This is a genomic window from Streptomyces europaeiscabiei (assembly GCF_001550375.1).
In the GTDB taxonomy this organism is placed as follows: Bacteria; Actinomycetota; Actinomycetes; order Streptomycetales; family Streptomycetaceae; genus Streptomyces; species Streptomyces europaeiscabiei.
In genome coordinates, this window is sequence record NZ_LRTR01000702.1 from 1 (window position 1) to 17,610 (window position 17,610).

The 17,610-nt window shown below is 71.6% G+C and carries 14 protein-coding genes and 1 pseudogene; 7 read left to right on the forward strand and 8 right to left on the reverse strand.

Going from position 1 to position 17,610, the window contains the following annotated elements; all coding sequences use genetic code 11:
• The 3 genes from AWZ10_RS34860 to AWZ10_RS34870 form a co-directional block, all read right to left on the reverse strand.
• Positions 1 to 787 (reverse strand): ATP-binding cassette domain-containing protein (locus AWZ10_RS34860; protein ID WP_159058459.1); only part of this gene is annotated, 787 nt, incomplete at its 3' end.
• Between the two features lie 213 nt (positions 788 to 1,000).
• The gene (locus tag AWZ10_RS34865; protein ID WP_060893006.1) at positions 1,001 to 3,958 is read right to left on the reverse strand and encodes a SpoIIE family protein phosphatase; all 2,958 of its coding nucleotides are present in this window, start codon (positions 3,956 to 3,958) and stop codon (positions 1,001 to 1,003) included.
• An 81-nt stretch (positions 3,959 to 4,039) separates the two neighbouring features.
• Positions 4,040 to 4,231 carry a hypothetical protein gene (locus AWZ10_RS34870; protein ID WP_046709862.1) on the reverse strand — a complete coding sequence of 64 codons (192 nt, stop codon included), beginning with the start codon at positions 4,229 to 4,231 and terminating at the stop codon, positions 4,040 to 4,042.
• A gap of 508 nt (positions 4,232 to 4,739) precedes the next feature.
• On the opposite strand from AWZ10_RS34870, the gene AWZ10_RS34875 reads away from it, so the two are divergent.
• Entirely contained in the window at positions 4,740 to 5,537 is a 798-nt protein-coding gene (locus tag AWZ10_RS34875; RefSeq protein WP_060893007.1) for a DUF4142 domain-containing protein, read from the forward strand.
• 43 nt (positions 5,538 to 5,580) lie between these two features.
• Here AWZ10_RS34875 and AWZ10_RS34880 read toward each other — a convergent pair whose 3' ends face one another.
• Positions 5,581 to 6,114: a MarR family winged helix-turn-helix transcriptional regulator gene (locus AWZ10_RS34880; protein ID WP_046707366.1), complete on the reverse strand. Its 534-nt coding sequence runs from the start codon at positions 6,112 to 6,114 to the stop codon at positions 5,581 to 5,583.
• Positions 6,115 to 6,471: 357 nt separating this feature from the next.
• Here AWZ10_RS34880 and AWZ10_RS34885 point away from each other — a divergent pair, with 357 nt between their 5' ends.
• Positions 6,472 to 6,732, forward strand: coding sequence for a hypothetical protein (locus tag AWZ10_RS34885; RefSeq protein WP_046707367.1), 261 nt, complete (start codon positions 6,472 to 6,474; stop codon positions 6,730 to 6,732).
• A 57-nt stretch (positions 6,733 to 6,789) separates the two neighbouring features.
• Here the strand turns inward: AWZ10_RS34885 and AWZ10_RS34890 are convergent, their stop codons facing one another.
• Positions 6,790 to 7,317: a hypothetical protein gene (locus AWZ10_RS34890; RefSeq protein WP_060893008.1), complete on the reverse strand. Its 528-nt coding sequence runs from the start codon at positions 7,315 to 7,317 to the stop codon at positions 6,790 to 6,792.
• A 313-nt stretch (positions 7,318 to 7,630) separates the two neighbouring features.
• On the opposite strand from AWZ10_RS34890, the gene AWZ10_RS34895 reads away from it, so the two are divergent.
• Positions 7,631 to 8,170: a GNAT family N-acetyltransferase gene (locus AWZ10_RS34895; RefSeq protein WP_046707368.1), complete on the forward strand. Its 540-nt coding sequence runs from the start codon at positions 7,631 to 7,633 to the stop codon at positions 8,168 to 8,170.
• Between the two features lie 478 nt (positions 8,171 to 8,648).
• Here AWZ10_RS34895 and AWZ10_RS34900 read toward each other — a convergent pair whose 3' ends face one another.
• Positions 8,649 to 9,143 carry a hypothetical protein gene (locus AWZ10_RS34900; protein ID WP_060893009.1) on the reverse strand — a complete coding sequence of 165 codons (495 nt, stop codon included), beginning with the start codon at positions 9,141 to 9,143 and terminating at the stop codon, positions 8,649 to 8,651.
• Positions 9,144 to 9,156: 13 nt separating this feature from the next.
• Positions 9,157 to 9,401, reverse strand: a pseudogene (locus tag AWZ10_RS48685) (FAD-binding domain-containing protein); the annotation flags it as partial.
• Positions 9,402 to 9,453: 52 nt separating this feature from the next.
• Here AWZ10_RS48685 and AWZ10_RS51820 point away from each other — a divergent pair.
• Together AWZ10_RS51820 and AWZ10_RS34910 are read left to right on the forward strand one after the other, a co-directional pair.
• Positions 9,454 to 9,627: a hypothetical protein gene (locus AWZ10_RS51820; protein ID WP_159058460.1), complete on the forward strand. Its 174-nt coding sequence runs from the start codon at positions 9,454 to 9,456 to the stop codon at positions 9,625 to 9,627.
• A gap of 154 nt (positions 9,628 to 9,781) precedes the next feature.
• Complete coding sequence (locus tag AWZ10_RS34910; RefSeq protein WP_425264524.1) at positions 9,782 to 12,901, forward strand: beta-N-acetylglucosaminidase domain-containing protein; 3,120 nt, start codon at positions 9,782 to 9,784, stop codon at positions 12,899 to 12,901.
• A gap of 14 nt (positions 12,902 to 12,915) precedes the next feature.
• On the opposite strand, the gene AWZ10_RS34915 is transcribed toward AWZ10_RS34910, so the two are convergent.
• Positions 12,916 to 13,704 carry a sugar isomerase domain-containing protein gene (locus tag AWZ10_RS34915; protein WP_060893011.1) on the reverse strand — a complete coding sequence of 263 codons (789 nt, stop codon included), beginning with the start codon at positions 13,702 to 13,704 and terminating at the stop codon, positions 12,916 to 12,918.
• A 170-nt stretch (positions 13,705 to 13,874) separates the two neighbouring features.
• Between AWZ10_RS34915 and AWZ10_RS34920 the strand changes: the two genes are divergently transcribed.
• Together AWZ10_RS34920 and AWZ10_RS34925 are read left to right on the forward strand one after the other, a co-directional pair.
• Positions 13,875 to 14,759, forward strand: coding sequence for a MurR/RpiR family transcriptional regulator (locus AWZ10_RS34920; RefSeq protein WP_037705023.1), 885 nt, complete (start codon positions 13,875 to 13,877; stop codon positions 14,757 to 14,759).
• A 154-nt stretch (positions 14,760 to 14,913) separates the two neighbouring features.
• Positions 14,914 to 17,610 (forward strand): glycoside hydrolase family 38 N-terminal domain-containing protein (locus AWZ10_RS34925; protein WP_482258125.1); only part of this gene is annotated, 2,697 nt, incomplete at its 3' end.

Consider the following 17,610-nt stretch of genomic DNA (forward strand, 5'->3'; position numbering starts at 1 on the left):
CCGGTGCGGTCGTGGGGCGGTGGCCGGCCGCCTCCTCGCCGGTGATGTCACGCACCAGGCGGACGGGGCTGTGGCCCGCCGTCGAGCCGTGGCTGACGAGGCGGCCGTCGCGCAGGACGGCGAAGGTGTCGGCGACCTCGTACACCTCGTCGAGGCGGTGGCTGACGTAGAGGATGCCGTGGCCGCGGTCGCGCAGGGTGTGCAGGACGCGGAAGAGGCGGGCGCAGTCCGTGGCGGGGAGGCGGGCGGTCGGTTCGTCGAGGACGATGAGCTTCGCGCGGGTGGCCAGAGCCCGGGCAATGGCGACCAGGGGCCGCTCGGCGGGGGCGAGGCGGGCGATCGGCGCTTCGGGGTCGAGGTGTCCGCCGACGAGCGCCAGTACCTCGATGCAGCGGTCCCGGGTGCGCCGCCAGGAGATCAGTCCGGCGCGGCGCGCGTACCCGGTGCTCAGGGCGATGTTCTCGGCGACCGTCATCCACTCGACGAGGCCGAGGTCCTGGTGGATGAAGGACATGTCGGCGGCGGCGTGGCTGCCGAGCGGGTGCCCGTTCACGGTGATCCGGCCCGCGTCGGCGTGGTGGACACCGGCGAGGATCTTGATGAGGGTGGACTTTCCGGCTCCGTTGGGGCCGAGGAGCGCGAGAACGCTGCCCGCGTGGACGTCGAGGTCGACCCCGGCCAGCGCGAGGGTGCCGCCGAACCGTTTGGTGAGGCCGCGGACACGGACCAGTGGTTCCGGCCCGCCGGGCGGGGCCGGCTGCGCAGAGGTGTCGTGAGCGTCGTGCACGGACAGCTCCGGGGGTCGGCCTGGCAAGTTCTTCCCTGGTTCGACTTGCCCCAGCGATACTAACCGCCCATATCACCCCATTTGCGACATTGAGTCACACTCTCTGCCCCCAACGGGCCAGTGAGCCGCTCCGGCGCCGACGCGCCGGCCGCCTCGTGTCGGGCGCGCCGACCACCTGGTGTCGGGCGCGTCGGCCGCCTGGTGTCGGTCGTGTCAGCCGCCGTCGAGCCCGCATTCGGCCCAGATGACCTTGCCCTCCGGGGTGTAGCGCGTGCCCCAGCTCTGGGACAGCTGGGCGACGAGGAACAGGCCGCGGCCGCCCTCGTCGGTGGTCGCCGCCCGGCGCAGGTGCGGGGCGGTGCTGCTGGTGTCGGAGACCTCGCAGATCAGGGAGCGGTCGTGGAGCAGCCGTACCCGGATGGGCCCGGCGCCGTGGCGGATGGCGTTGGTGACCAGCTCGCTGAGCATCAGCTCGGTGGCGAACGCGGCCTCGTCGAGCCCCCAGTCCGTCATCTGCCGGAGGGCGGCGGCGCGGACCTCGCTGACGCGGACCGGGTCGGCGGGCAGCTCCCAGGCGGCGATCCGCCGCGGGTCGAAGGCGTGGGTGCGGGCGACGAGGAGGGCGATGTCGTCGCCCGGGTGGGCGGGCGCCACGGTGTCCAGGACGACCCGACAGGTCTCCTCCGGGGCGCGCTCGGGGTCGGCCAGGGCCGCGCGCAACTGTTCGAGTACCACGTCGACGTCACGGTTGCGGTCCTCGATGAGCCCGTCCGTGTAGAGGACCAGCTGACTGCCCTCGGGCAGGTGGATGTCGACGGCTTCGAAGGGCAGCCCTCCGAGGCCGAGGGGAGGTCCGGCGGGCAGTTCGGGGAACGACACGGCGCCGTCGGGGTCGACCACGGCGGGCGGCGGGTGGCCGGCGCGGGCCAGGGTGCACTGCTGCGACGTCGGGTCGTAGACGGCGTACAGGCAGGTCGCGCCGATGATGCCGCCGCCGTCGGAGACGGGGTCCTCCCGGTCCAGTCGGCCCACGAGGTTGTCGAGGTGGGTGAGGACCTCGTCCGGCGGGAAGTCGAGTTCGGCGAAGCTGCGGGCGGCCGTGCGGACGCGGCCCATGGTGGCGGCGGAGAGCAGGCCGTGGCCGACGACGTCGCCGACGAAGAGGCCGATACGGGTGCCGGAGAGCGGGATGACGTCGTACCAGTCGCCGCCGACGTCGGACTCGGCGGGCAGGTAGCGGTGGGCGACCTCGACGGAGTCCTGGTCGGGGAGTCCCTGCGGGAGCAGGCTGCGCTGCAGGGCCAGGACCATGGTGCGTTCGCGGGTGTAGCGCCGGGCGTTGTCGATGGACAGGGCGGCGCGGGTGGCGAGTTCCTGGGCCAGCGAGCGGTCGTCGTCCCCGAAGGGGGCGGGGTCCTGCGCGCGGTAGAAGGCGGCGACGCCCAGGACGACGCCGCGGGCGACCAAGGGGACCGCGATGAGGGAGTGGACGTGGCTCAGCAGGCGGTCGGTGTGCTCGGGGTCCTGCCCGAGCCAGCCCGCCGCCGTCTTCAGATCCGGCTCCAGCACCGCGTCCCCGCTGGTCAGACAGCGCAGCTGCGGGACGGTCGGGCCGTACTCGACCTGCTTGCCGACCGGGCTGAAGGGGAGGTCGTCGCTGATGCCGTGGACCACTGTGCGACGCAGGTCGCCGCGCGGGTCCGCGGCCTCCTCGCCCCGGAGCACGGGCTCGGCGAGGTCGATGGTGACGAAGTCGGCGAGGCGCGGGACCACCGTCTCGGCGAGTTCCTGGGCGGTGCGGCGCACGTCCAGGGTGGTTCCGATCCGGGCACTGGCCTCGGACAGCAGCTCCAGCCGACGGCGCGCGGCCAGGGCGTAGCTGCCGACATGGGGCTCCCCCACCATCAGAAGACCCCTCTCGGGAGCCGACGAGCCGTCGGCGGCGAGGTCGTCGGCGGCATCGGCGGCGGTGACGCCATCCGGGGTGACTCCGTCGGTGGTGACGCCGTCGACGGCTGCGGGGATCCTGGCGGATGGTGCGGGGTCGTGCGGATGACCGGGGGCCGGGACGGCGACGAGCGGGCCGGGCGGCACGGCGAAGAGGGTGCTCCGGAAGCGCCGGAGGGGCGGGGTGTCCGCGGGCGCGATGGGCCGCACGGGCTCGACGGGGAGGCTCAGCACCGTCTCGGCCTGTCGCGGGGCGGTGAGGGGCTCGTGCCGTGCGGCGCCGGGAAGGACGGCCTCGACGGCGATGCCCTCCACTCCGGTGGCACTGGTCATCGGGCGGCTCACGAGCCTGACCCGCCGGCCGTCCGTCAGGGGTACGTCGACGGCGGCCCGCTGCCCGCGGGAGATCAGCTCGGCGGCCTTCTCCAGGAGGACCGCCCGGTCCACGGGGCGCAGCCCGAGAACCAGTTCGTCCACGCCGACTCCGTGGTGCGGATCCGCACCGGCCTCGACCCCCGCGTCCAGGTAGGCCCGCAGCAGGGAACGCTCACGTACGGAGCTCTGTCCCAGCAGTCGCCTCTCGATGGCCGCGGCCGCCTTGCGGATCACGGCGTCCAGCGCCGGGTGCTCGAAGCCGCGCGGATATCCGAAGCACAGGACACCTTCGATACGGCCGCTGAGCGGGTCGCGCACGGGAAGCGCGCGGCAGGCGCTGGCCTGGGAGCGTTCGGCGAAGTGCTCGGCACCGTAGACCCGGATCAGCCGGCGTTCCGCCAGGGCGAGACCGATGCCGTTGGTACCGGCGAACCGCTCGGCGAACACGAACCCGGGGACGGTCTGGATGTCCGGCAGCCCCCTGGCCAGCGACGCGTCTCCGAAGCGGCGCAGAAGAACAGTGCCGTTCGCGTCGGCGACGGAGATGTTCATGGCGCTGCCGGCGAACCTGGACTCCAGCCGGTCGAGCACGGGCACGGCCGCGCGGGTCATCCGGTCGTCCCGGTCGAAGTCGTCCCGGAAGGGGAGGTCGGAGCGGTCCGGCGACAGCCCCAGGGACCGGCACCGCCGCCAGGAGCTGAGGATGGACGTACGTACGCCCGCCTCCAGCGGCTCACCCTGCAGAAACCGCTCACGGAAAAGGGTAGGGCCACTGTCACGGAAAAGGGTGGGGCTCGTGCCGTCTGTCGCACGTCCCGTGAGTATCGACTCGCCGTCGGACCGCACCACGCTGGCCTCACTCGCGCCCTGGACAATCCGCTTATCGGAAATATCTGGCATTGACGAGGATACGGGCATCAGCAACATGAGTCACGGTTCGCCGGTTTCCTCACGCGCGGTAACCGGTCGGGCCGTGTCGAGCGGTGTCGCACGGCGGGGAGACATCGACGCGGGCCGGGCGGCCGCCACAGAGAGCCCCCGGTCGACGATGCGGCTCAGGGCGTCCGGATGCGTGACGTCTTCGCCGTGATGGCCGGCGGCGATGAGATCCGTGCGGATCACAGGCCCTCCGAGCTCTCCATGTCACCGAAGATCGGTCATGCGATGCAGGGCGGGCTACCGGTTGCCCGGACCCGGCCGGGTGTTCCACGGCAGCGCCGCCGGGACGGCAGCACCGCCGGGACAGCAGAGCCGCCGGGACAGCAGCACCGTCGGGACGACCGCCCCGGCCCACCCGCCCACGCCCCGGCGCACATGATCCGGGGTCACACGGTTCCGCCGCCAACGATCGCCCGGACTCCGGCACCCCCACGCGCGAACCGCCACGAAGAGCGGGTCGAACTCCGCCGGGAGACGGCCGGGTCGAGGAGGCTCCGGCGACGCGGGCCGCCCGGAATCCCGCGCGACGCCCTTGGAGGCGGCGCCGCAAACCATCCTTTAGCCACCCGAACCCCCTCCCTCACACCCCCTCATTCGAGCACACTGCAAATTTTACCTAGAGCAATGATTCATTCGCCGCCTCCGCCCGTACCTCCTGGCGACCCACTCCCCCGCCAGGAGGTGCCCTTCCATGCGTCGCACATGGAGCATCGGAACGATCTTCGTGAGTGGCGGTCTGCTGATGACCGTCGCCGCGCTCGCCTACCCCGCCTTGGTGGGGGTCGAGAAAACGGTCGCCACCCCGGACCGGATCATCGCCAACACCCAGTACGGCCCCCTCACGGAAGCGGACCGGGACTTCGTCATCAAGGTGCGTGCCGCCGGACTGTGGGAGTACCCGCTCGGCGAGATGGCCATGGAGCGCGGTACGACGCCGGAGATGAAGGAGGCCGGCAAGCACCTGGTCGTCGGGCACGCGGGCCTCGACGAGTTGTGCCGCAAGATCGCGCCCGAGCTGGGCATCAACCTCAACAACCAGGCCAGCCCGCAACAGCAGCAGTTCGTGGCGACCGCCGACGCGGCCACCGGCAAGGAGTTCGACTCCACCGCGGTCACCATCATGCGCGTCACACACGGCCAGATCTTCCCGACCATCGCCAAGATCCGCGCCAGCACGCGGAACACCATGGTGCGGCAGCTGGCCGACCTGGCCAACGACACCGTGCTCGACCACATCACCGTGCTGGAGAAGACCGGCCTGGTCAACCACGACCAGGTCAACTACCAGCAGACCAACCCGCCGAAGCTGCCCTCGGAACAGGTCACCCCGCCCGTGCCCCAGCCGGGGGCCCCGATGGTCGTCCTGACCCCCCGCCCGGACCTGAACGTGCGGACGACCGCCCCGACCGCACCCCCCGCGGACGGATCGGCGGCGAACACCGCGGACGGATCGGCGGCGAACACCACGGGCGGATCCGCTACGGAGTGACGGCGCTGCCCTGGGGGGGTGCGACAGGCGCCGGGCGGAGGCCTCAGGCGCCTCGGCCCACCCAGGTGTCGACCCAGCCGAGTGGATACGTCTCCGTGTCGTCCGTCGCCGGGGCGGCGGGTTCCCCGCCCGCCGTGTTGAACGCGGTCAACGCGTCGATGAGCGCCGCCCGCTGGTCCGGGGCGAGGCGCTCGACGACCGTGGCGAGTTCGGTGCGCCGCCGGGCCATGACGCCCTCGACGGCGCGCCGGCCCTCGTCGGTGAGCTGCAACAGGGTCTCGCGGCGGTTGTCGGGGTTGGTCTGCCGGTCGGCGAGCCCGGCCGCGATCAGCCGGTCGACCATGCGCATCGCGGTGGACGGGGCGACCTGGAGCTGGTCGGCGAGTACGACGAGCTTCGTGGCGCCACGCATGGACAGCACCACCAGCATCCGGAACTGCGGCAGCGTCACCCGCTCCTCGACGGCGGCGAGTGACCGTGCGGAGATCGCGACCAACAGCCGCGACGCGGTGAGCACCGCGCGCGTCACCTCATCGACGTCGTCCACGTCACTTGCCAGACCATCGCGTTCAGTCATGGCCCCTTTCTATCCCGCCGCGTCGTCCCGGCAGTCAGCGGATCCGTCCAGATTTTCCCTCCTCATGACCGAACGGGATCTCCGTCGCCGCCGCGCCACACCGTTGCCGACTCGACGGGAGGCGTGCGGTGGGTATCACGGGCCCTCCGATGGACCGCGAACACGTCGCCCTCTGAGAGTAAACGATTACCGATTTACCCGGGATGCGCTCCACAGAGGAGCAAGGAGGAAGCAAGGGCAGGACTCTTCAAGCGTCCCACGCCTCCAGGTTCAGCCGTTCACGACCATTGACCGCCCGGAGCACCCTCATTAGCGTGGAATACGTTTACTCCACTCAGAGAGGAACTCGCGGGACAGGTGCTGCCCCTGGCCAAGGCCCCGGACGACATGCCGGAGCGCGCGGTGGGCGTCGAGACCCCGTACGCCGGACGCTCCTCCTTCTACCGGTGCGAGTACGGCCCGTACCTGATCGCCATGAACACCACCGACGACCGCCACTTCACCCTCGGCACGAAGGGGTTCGGCGCTTCGACGAACCTGGTGACCGGCGCGAAGGTGGGCGGGAACGCGACGCTGCGGGTGAGGCCCGGCACGACCGTGGTGCTGCGCAGGCGTTGAACGGCCGGCCGACGGCCCTCCGTGGCGGCGGGCCGTCGGCATCCGGACGGCTCCTGATCATTCCCCACCGGATGCCGCAAGGTCTCCGCGCACGGCCCGGTCCCACAGGTTCAGTCCCGCGCGCAGGAGTGCGCGCACCGCGGCGGCCTCCTCGACCGTCCACGCTCCGTCACCGGCGTCCGTCACGAGCGCCTCGCCGCCGAAGATCTTCTCGTAGGCGTTGTCGTGGACCGGGCCTTGTGGGGGAAGGGCGGACTCGGCCTTCAGACTGCGGGAGAGGTCGTCGAAGAAGTTCCACGCGTCCAGCAGCAGCCCGGCAGAGACCGACCCGTGGAGCGGGTGGAGGTGCGGGTGCTCGACCCATCCCCGTACATCGTCCAGGTCGAGGGTGCCCTCCCCCTCCCTGACGAGTTCCCAGCCGTGGTTATCACAGTGCCGCTGAAGTCTGTCCAGGTCGGGGAACACGAGGAGGCGGCCGACGTCGTCGACAGCGAGTTCGTCAGGGCCGTCGTCCTGCCCCGGCTGCCAGATCAGGATCAGGTCGGCTCGTCCTGAGGCGATGCGGTACGGGTAGTGGTCAGCCATGGACGGCTCCGAAGATCGTCATGACCCCACTGTCGCGGCTCTCCTCGCCCCCGGGCCAACGGATATACGGATATCCGGTCCGGCCGGGCCCCATCACCATGTTCCCCGCGCCGACGGCCGTCTCGGTGGGCGCCGTCGAGATCGGCCCTCGGACTGGTGACGTCGCATGTTCAGGTGTCGCGTATGCGCCAGCCGATGGCAGTTCACATCACGTTAATCGTCGACGAACCTTCGGCGGTGTCTGACGTCGAAGCCGTGGCTTTGTCCGGGAGTTGTTAAAGCGTGTTTGCGGGCGCGCGATAGGTTGCCCGCCATGACTGGACTGGGGTCCGCCACCTGGCCACCTGCCCCGATCAAGACCGAGCGGCTCGTGCTCCGCGAGCCCGAGGCCCGGGACCGTGCAGCGTTCATCGAGCTGCTGGCGTCGCCAGAGGTGCACACCTACCTCGGGGGCCCCCGGCCGCGTGACGCGCTTGAGCGCGAGATGCCCGAGGCGCCCGAGCGGTGGCCCGGGAGTTTCGTCGTCGATCTCGACGGGGCGATGATCGGCCAGATCCTGCTCAGGAGAGCACCGGAGCACCGTAGCCCGGCCGCCGTGGGGAAGGTCGATCTCGGCTACCTGTTCCTGCCGCGGGCGTGGGGATTCGGGTACGCCGCCGAGGGGTGCGCGGCGGCGCTCGACTGGTTCGACGGCGTCCTTCCAGGCGAGCCGGTGGTGCTCACCACCCAGACCGCCAACGTCGGGTCTATGCGCCTTGCGGCAAAGCTGGGGTTCACCGAGGTAGAGCGCTTCCAGGCCTGGGACGCCGAGCAGTGGCTCGGCCTGCGGCCCCCGGTCACGCCGTCCGCTTGAGCCCCTGCTCGAAGGGGTGGGGTGCCGACCGTCAGTCCTCGTCGTCCTCGACGGCGTCCGGGGGCTGCCGTACGAGGCGGTGGAAGGTCGATGTCTCGTCCTTGAGCATGGTGGCGACGCTGGGGGCAGGTGGCCCGCAGCGTGCATCCGGCGTGCGAGGTCGGCCTGTTCGGGGATGAGTCTGGGAGGGCACCCCAGACGTTGTCCGCGAACACGGGCAGCAGTGTGCCCCTCAGTCGTGACTTCGGCGACCACGCGGCTCGAAGTTGCAGGGTGGCGTCGACGGCGCGGATGACGAGGTCGCCGTCCCCTCTACACGCACGTACCCGAACTGATAGGCGGCCGGGCCACGCTCGGCGAGCCGGACAGCGCGCCGGCTCCGCGCCGCCCCGCACAGTCAGCGGAGTGATCAGCGGCTACCGCCGAATTCCGCTCCGGCACTCCCCAAGGGCCAGGATGCGGACGAGGAGGAGGACGACTAGCAGGTGTGGTCGAGATCCTTGGCAATCACGCTGTGCAGGGTGGCGCTGTCCGGTGCGGCGGGGTCCGGGACGACGAAGGTGTAGTCGACGTCCTGCGGGTACTCCCCGACGACGACGGTGAGTTGGTCGGTCAGCGTGGGGAACGTCCGCACCTCCCCCTCCACCCCGGCCGCACCAAGCAACTCCTTCAGCTCCCCGAACGTGACCTCCGACGCGAGGGTCACCGTCTCCCCCCGCCGCCCGGTCGGCACGTCCACCGTCCCGGTCCAGGTGCTCAGCGCGACCTGGAAGATCTCGCGACAGCCGCACACTTCGAGGCGCACGTCCCCGTACACGAAGGTCCGGGGCCAGGTCCCCTTCGGGTGGGGGAAGTAGTCGGCCTCGACCGGCGGTCCGAGTACCTCGGTGACGGCGTCCAGTGTGACTCCGGGCCTGAGGACACCGACGCCGCCGGTCGTCGCGTAGTCCGCCAGCACCCGTCTCATGTCCATACAGGAAATGATCTCAGGCTTCGGCAAGACCACGGGCCCGTTCGAAGCGGGTGAGGCCGTCGGAGAGGTCCACGATCGGGTCGGGGTCGGCGTCGGCCGGTCGAGGCCGCGCAGCGGCCACGGTTCGCGCACGGACGGGCCCTGGATATCGGTGAGTTCGGGGACCCAGCGGCGTACATACGTGCCGTCGGGGTCGTAACGCTTCGCCTGCGTCACCGGGTTGAGGACGCGGTTGGGGCAGGAGCCGGTGCCAGTGCCGGTGGACGGCGATGCTCTCGCCGCCGTCGGCCCAGGTTAACTGTCCCGCACCGTGGCGCCGTTCGCCCTCGAAGCCCTGGAGACAGGCCTCGGCCTCGGCCTCGGTATCCGCATCCGCATCCGCGCGGGAGCGAGCCTCGTCGCAGCGGTGATCGCCACCCTGGGGCTGCGACTGTGTCGGCGGCGGCGCTACGGCGGGTCGACACATCACCCCAAGCCCTATTGAATGCTTGATTCAGCAGCCCTAGCCTCTTTCGATGGCTTCAATCACCTCTCCCCTCCCACACCCCGCACACCCCCACAGACCCCCCACACCCCGCAGAGCCGCCAGGGCCGCCGGGCCCCGACATCTGCGTTGGGCTCTGCTCCTGGCCCTGAGCCTGAGCCTCCCCTCACTTCCGTCGGCCGCCGCCACCCGGTCCACCCCGTCCGCTCCGTCCGCTCCGTCCGCTCCGTCCGCTCCGAAGAGCCCGGCGATCCCCGAGGTATGGCCGACACCCCGGCACATCGAGGGCGGCGGGCGCCAACTCATCGTCCCCGAACGGGTGGTGGAGGTCCTCGGGCCCGACACCGACCCCGCCGCCCGTCGGGTCGTCGAGACCGCGCTGCGAGCGGCCGGGGCCGACCGGATCGTCACCGTGCCGGCCGGGGAACGTCCGCCCGCCGCCGGGCTCACCGTCTTCGTCGGCGGGCCCGGCGAGAACCCGGCCACGAAGTTCGCGTTGCGGCGGCTGGGCGTCAGGTCCCCGGCCGGGCTGCCCGCGGAGGGATATGTCCTGGCCTCCGGCCGGCACGCCGGGCGCGCCCTGCTCGCCCTGTCCGGCACCGACACCACCGGCACCTTCTACGCCGCCCAGACCCTCCGCCAGCTCCTCACCGGCACACGCCTGCCCGCGGTGACGGTCCGCGACTGGCCCACGGCAAAGCTGCGCGGCGTCATCGAGGGCTTCTACGGCACGCCGTGGACCCACGCCGAGAGGCTGAGTCAACTCGACTTCTACGGCCGCACCAAGCAGAACGTGTACGTCTACTCCCCCAAGGACGACCCCTATCTCCGGGAACGCTGGCGCGACGAGTACCCGGCCGCCCAGCTGGGCCGGTTGCGCGAACTCGTCGATCGGGCAGCCGCCGACCACGTCCGCTTCACCTACGCCCTCTCGCCCGGCCTGTCGGTCTGCTACTCCTCCGCCGACGACATCACCGCGCTGGTCCGCAAGTTCGCCTCGCTGTACGACATCGGCGTGCGTTCCTTCGCGATCCCGCTGGACGACATCAGCTACACGAAGTGGAACTGCGCCGCGGACAAGGAAAGGTTCGGCAGCGGGGGCAGGGCCGCGGGTGCCGCTCAGGCCCACCTGCTGAACCGGGTGTGGGAGAAGTTCTCCGCGGGCCGCGCCGGACTCGACCCGCTGGAGATGGTCCCCACCGAGTACTCCGACCTCGCCGACACCCCGTACAAGACCGCGCTGCGCGACCAGTTGGACCCGGACGTGGTCGTCGAGTGGACCGGCATCGGCGTGATCGCGCCGACCATCACCGCCGCGCAGGTGCGTCAGGCCCGCGAGGTCTACGGTCATCCGATCCTGGTCTGGGACAACTATCCGGTCAACGACTACGTCACCAGCCGTCTCCTGCTCGGCCCCTACACGGGCCGGGAGGCCGGTGTGGCCCGCGCGTCCGTCGGCGTCACCGCCAACCCGATGGTCCAGGCCGAGGCGAGCAAGCTCGCGCTGTTCACCTCGGCCGCCTGTCTGTGGAACCCGGACTCCTACGAACCCCGGGCCGCCTTCCTCGCATCCGTCCGCGATCTGGCCAGATCGGCGGAGACCGGGAAGGCAGGATCTGGGGAAGCGGGATCCGGGGAGCCGAAGGCCGCGAAATGGCTGCGGATCCTCGCCGAGAACAACTACTCCTCCCAGCTCGACGCCACCGAGTCCCCGACGCTGACCCGGCTCGTCGCCGCCTTCCGGAAGGCGTACGAGGCGGACAGCGGCCTCGACCGGGCGACGGCCGCACTGCGGTCCTACTTCACCGACATGGCGGCCACACCCGCCAAGTTGCGCGCCCATCTCGCCAACCCCGGTTTCCTGACGGAGACTTCGCCCTGGCTCGACAAGCTCGGCTCGTACGGCGGCGCCGGACTGACCGCCGTGGATCTGCTGCTGGCCGGCAAGCGCGGTGACACCGAGGCCGTGTCGACGTACTGGAACCGGCTGCGCGGTGAGCGCAAGGCGCTGGACGCGGTCCCGCAGCAGGTGTCGCCGGGGGTGATGGACCAGTTCCTGTACACGGCGATGCTCCAGCACGCCCCCGACCCCGGCGTCGACGCCTCCTTCGCCCCCGGCTCGCTCTCCTTGGAGCCCGGCGCCTCCGAGGCGGTGACCCTCCGCTTCTCGTCCGCCGAAACACGGACGGTCACCTGGAAGCTCGACGTGCCGGACGGGGTCACCGCCTCGCCGGCCGGGGCCACCGTGACCGTCCCGGCCGGGAGCGGCGCCTCGGCCGACGTCACCCTGACCGGAGTCACCGAGGGCGTCCATTCCGTCGTGGTGTCCGGCTCGGGCGTCCTCGACCGGGCGATCCCGGTGCGGGTCACCGACGGGGACGGCACCCCGAGAGCGCTGACGGCCAACTTCAGTGGCGCGTCGGTCAGTTCGATCGACCTGTCCTCCGGCAGGAGCACGGACATCGCCGTGGGCGACAACCCCGGTGAAGTGGTCGTGAGCGCCGACGGCCGTACCGCCTACGCCGCGAACCAGGGCTCCGACACCGTCAGCGTCATCGACGTGGCGCGCGGCGAGGTCACCGCCACGGTCACCGTGGGCCGTGTTCCCGCCGGGCTCGCGCTCACGCCGGACGGCGGCACGCTGTGGGTCGCCAACTACACGGACGGCACGGTCCAGCCGGTGGACACCGGCACGCTGGAGGCGGACCCGGCCGTCACGGTCGGATCGGGGCCGGAGAACATGGCGATCACTCCGGACGGCCGGACCCTGTACGTGGCGAACATCCACGACAACACCGTCACCCCGGTCGGCCTCGCCACCCGCGAGGCCGGTCCGGCGATCCCCGTCGGCCCGCGCCCCTTCGACGTCGTCGCCGCGCCGGACGGGAAGCGGGTGTACGTGTCCAACTCCGGTGGATCGACGGTGACCCCGATCGACACGGCGACCGACGACACCGAGCCGACGCTGCTGGTCTCCGGCCAGGCCTACGGCCTCGGTCTGTCACCGGACGGTCGGACGCTGTGGGTGAGCCCCAGTACCGGGGACTCCGTCACGCCCGTCGACACGGTGACCGGGGCCCCCGGCGCGAAGGTCACCGTCGGCAGGTCCGCCTTCGACGTGGGCCTGGACTGGGACGGCCGCACCGCCTATGTCACGACGGCCGACGGGAACCGGCTGGTGCCGGTCGACACCGCGTCCGGCACCGCCGGGGCGCCGCTGCTGACGGGCGCCTATCCGCTGGCGGTCGCGCTGACGCCCGTACCGGTGTCCTAGACATCCGGGGGTGATCAGCCGGCGGTACGCCGGATCCGTCCGGCGTACCGCTCCTCCAGTCCGAGGTTGCCCTCGAACCCGCCGGGCACGTTGGCGGAGACGTAGACCGGGGGGCGGTCGCCCGAGGCGAGGAGCTGGGCGGCCGCCTCGGCGACCGTCATCTGCACGAGCATGACGCCCGTCAGTGTGGACAGCGCGCACACGGCACCGCCGGTCGGCAGCTCCAGCAGCGCGTCGCCGCGCGGGGCCGCGTTGTCGAGGACGACGTCGGCGAGGTCGGCGAGCTTCTTGCCGCTCGGATGGGTGGCGGGGACGGACGCGGTGTGGGCGAGGGAGGTGAGGGCGAGGACGCGGTGGCCGCGCTCCTTGGCGTGCAGGGCCATCTCGACGATGACGCTGTTGACGCCGGAGTTGGAGATGACGACGAAGAGGTCCTGGGGGCGGGGGTCGGCCAGCTCGTAGAGGCGGACCGCTATGCCGGGCTCGCGCTCCAGGAGCGGGTCGTCGAGGCCGCTGGGGTGGTCGCCGCCGAAGAGGACGAGGTCGGCCATCTGGATCCGGTTGGTGGGCACGAAGCCGCCGGCGCGGCCGGCGAGTTCGAGGACCATGGCCTGGGAGTGGCCGGTGCCGAAGGCCTGGACGACGCCGTCCGCGCGGACGCAGTCGGCGATCAGTGCGGCGGCGGCGTGCACGTCGGCGCGCGCGGACTCGGTGAGGCGGTGCAGGACGGCCAGGCCCTCGCGCGCGAAACGGTCGGCGCTCACCGGCTCGGTCACGGACTCGTTGGCGGACTCGACGGACACCTGGGACTCCCCACTGGTGGATTGAACCACCCCGTACACACCTATTAGTGAATCACTGAATCATAGGCTCGGCATCGGGGGCAATGGCGCAGTTCACCCCCGGGTGCGGACCCTCAGCCCGGTCCTGGTATTCAGCCGCTGCGTCAACGGGTGGCTGGTACCTTCTGTGCATGCCCTCGACCGATGTCACCACCCTGATCCGCACCGAGTTGCCCCGGCTGGCCGGCTCCCTGCGGAAGGTCGGCGAGCTGATCCTGGAGGATCCGGCCGCCGTCACCCACTGCTCGGCCGCGGAGCTGGGCCGCCGCACCGGCACCTCCCAGGCCACCGTCACCCGGTTCTGCCGGGCCATCGGCCTCGACTCGTACCAGCACCTGCTGATCGAGCTGGCCCAGGAGCGGGGACGGGGCGAGTCCTCCGAGTGGGGCAGCGCCGAGATCGGCCCGGACATCTCGCCCGACGACAGCCTGGAGCGGGTCGTGCAGGTCGTCGGCACCGCCGATCTGCGGGCCGTCCAGCAGACCATCGACCGGATCGACCTGGACTCGATCGAGCGCGCGGCCCAGGCCGTGGCCCGCGCCCGGCGCGTGGACGTGTACGGCGTCGGCGGCAGCGGAGCGGTCGCGCAGGAGACGGAGACCCGGCTGTTCCGCATCGGCTGCGCGGTGCGCGGCTGGACCGAGGTGCACGCGGCGACCACCTCCGCCGCCCTGCTCACCCCGGCGGACGTGGCGATCGGCATCTCCCACTCGGGTGCCACCCGGGAGACGATCGAGCCGTTCGAACTGGCCAGGGAGCGCGGCGCCACCACCGTCGCGCTCACCGCCGACCCACGCTCGCCGCTGGCCCGCGCAGCCGACATCCGACTGATCTCCTCCTCCTCGGAGACCAGCTTCCGCACCGGCAGCATCGGCGCCCGCCACTCCGTGCTGATGCTCATCGACTGCCTGTACGTCCGCGTCGGCCAGCTCTCCTACCAGCGGGCGAGTGCCTCCCTGGCACTGACCGACCACATCGCGGGAGCACACGCGGTGAAGTCCCGGCGCCCTCGCTGACCGGGCGGGGCATCGGCCGCCGGGCCGACCGTCCGGACCACCGGCCCCAGCCCCCACCCCTGCATGGATGAATCAACCAACATCCCATCGCATGGTTGATTGAACCACCCCACGCTGCCAGGATGGGGCTCCGCCGAGCACTCGTAGGAGCCTCATGCGTGTCATCTCTGTCGAGTCGACCGAGCTCTTCGCCGGGACGCAGGACCAGCCTCGTCAGGTGGTCGTCGTGGACATCGAGCACGACTCGGGCCGGCCGGTCCGGCTGAGCGTGGAGGGCCCGGACGTCCACGATGCCGGGGAGAGTGTCGTCACCGTCGGCGAGGACGGGACGGTACGCGCCGAGATACCCGTGGCCGTCGACGGCCTCGCCCCCGGCGACCGTCGCGAGATCACCGTCACGGCCGTCGACGGGGAGCGAGTGGCCCGGCACACGGCCGAGTTCACGGTCGCCGAGCCCGGCTGGACCATGTTCATGGTCAGCCACTTCCACTACGACCCCGTCTGGTGGAACACCCAGGCCGCCTACACCGAGACCTGGGACGTCGCCGACGACCCGGCCGTCACCGGGCTGCCCGCCCGCACCTTCGACTCACGCGGCCAGTCCGGAATGAGCCTGGTGCGGGCCCACTGCGATCTGGCCCGGCGAGACCCGGCTTACACCTTCGTGCTCGCCGAGGTCGACTACCTCAAGCCCTACTGGGACGCCTTCCCCGAGGAACGGTCCTTCCTGCGGCAGCTGATCCGCACCGGCCGGGTCGAGATCATGGGCGGCACCTACAACGAGCCCAACACCAACCTCACCGGCGCCGAGGCGACCGTACGCAACGCGCTGTACGGCGACGGCTTCCAGCGCGGGATCATCGGGGCCTCGCCGGAGACAGCCTGGCAGCTGGACGCGTTCGGGCACGACCCGCAGTTCCCGGGGCTGATGGCGGACGCGGGGATCACGTCGAGTTCGTGGGCGCGCGGCCCGTTCCACCAGTGGGGGCCGACCCTGTCGGTGTTCGGCGAGGAGCCGCGCGATCCGCGGCGGATGCAGTTCCCGGCCGAGTTCAGCTGGATCGCCCCGAGCGGACGCGGGCTGTTGACCGCGTACATGGTCAATCACTACGGCGCCGGCTGGGCCATCGACAACGCGCCCACCCTCCCCGAGGCGGAGGCCGCCGCGCTCAAGCTCTTCCGGGGGCTGAAGAAGGTCGCGCTCACCCGCAACGTCCTGCTGCCGGTCGGCGGCGACTACGCCCCGCCGTGCCGCTGGGTGATGGGCATCCACCGCGACTGGAACGAGCGGTACGTCTGGCCCCGGTTCGTCAGCGGCGTCCCCCGGGACTTCTTCGCCGCCGTACGGGCCGAGCTGGAGCGGGAAGGGCGCACTGCGTCCCCGCAGACCAGGGACATGAACCCGGTGTACACCGGCAAGGACGTCTCCTACATCGACACCAAGCAGGCCCAGCGGTACGGCGAGGCGCTGCTCGCCGACGCCGAGGCCTGGGCAACCCTCGCCTCCCTCACCACCGGGCACGCCTACCCGGACGCGGCCCTCGACAAGGCCTGGCGGCAGCTGATCTACGGCGCCCACCACGACGCCATCACCGGCTCCGAGTCCGACCAGGTGTACATCGACCTGCTCACGGGCTGGCGGGAGTTGTACGACCTGGCCGAGGAGGTGCACGCCGACGCGACCCAGGCGCTCGCCGACCGTGTCGTGCCCCTGCCGGGCGACGGCGCCGACCTGGTCGTCTTCAACTCCGCCACCTGGCGGCGCAGGGACGTGCTGACCGTCGCCGACCCCGGCCGCGTCCCGCTCGACCACACCGGGCTGCCGCTGCCGGCCGTGTCCGAGGACGGCGAACTCAAGGTCGTCGTGCCGGACGTGCCCGGCATGGGCCTCAAGGCGCTCTCCCTCGCGGAGGGTTCGGTGGCCGGCTGGACGGCCGGCGCGGGGACGACGATCCGCAACGAGTTCTACGAGGTGACCGTCGACCCCGCGCGGGGCGGCGGTGTCAGCAGTCTGCGGGCGCTCGGCGAAGCCGGGGCCGACGGCGAGGACGGCAGGGAGCTGTTGCGCGCCGGGGACATCGGCAACGAGCTGGTCGTGCAGGAGGAGTACCCGAGGCACCCGCGCTTCGGCGAGGGCCCCTGGCACCTCACACCGACCGGCACCACCGCCGCCCGTAGCCGGGACGTGCCTGCTGACATCGATGTCGAGCACTCGGCGGCAGGCTCCCGCATCACCGTCCGCGCCGACCTGGGCCTCTTCCGGTACACCCAGCGGCTCACCCTCTGGGCGGGCGTCGACCGGCTGGACGTGACGACGACCGTCGACGGCTACGACGGCGCCGACCGGCTGATCCGGGTGCGCTGGCCCTCGGACGTGCGCGGCGGGCTGCCGGTGCACGAGGTCGCGGACGCGGTGATCGGGCGCGGCTTCGGGTTCGTGGACGTGGACAGCGAGCGGTTCCCGTGGACGCTGGACAACCCCGCGAACACCTGGTTCGGGCTCGGCTCCACGGCCCGCGTCGCCGTGCACGACGACACCGGAGAACTGCTGGGCCACCGGTCCGTCGGCGTCGCCGAGCTGATCTTCAGCGACTGGGGCACCGCCGGTGAACTGGGCACCCCGCTCGCGGCCGCCCTGGTGCGCACGGGTGTCACGGCCACCTCCACGATCGCGGGCGGCCCCCGCTACGGCGACCTGGAGGTCGACTCCAACCTGCCCGACATCCGCATCGCGGTCGGCGGCCCGGAGCGCAACCCCCTGGTCGCCGAGGCCCTCGGCTGGGACCCGGCCGCCGCCCGAGAACTGCGCCGCCGACTGGCCGAGGACGGCCTGGCCTCCGTGTGGGTGGCC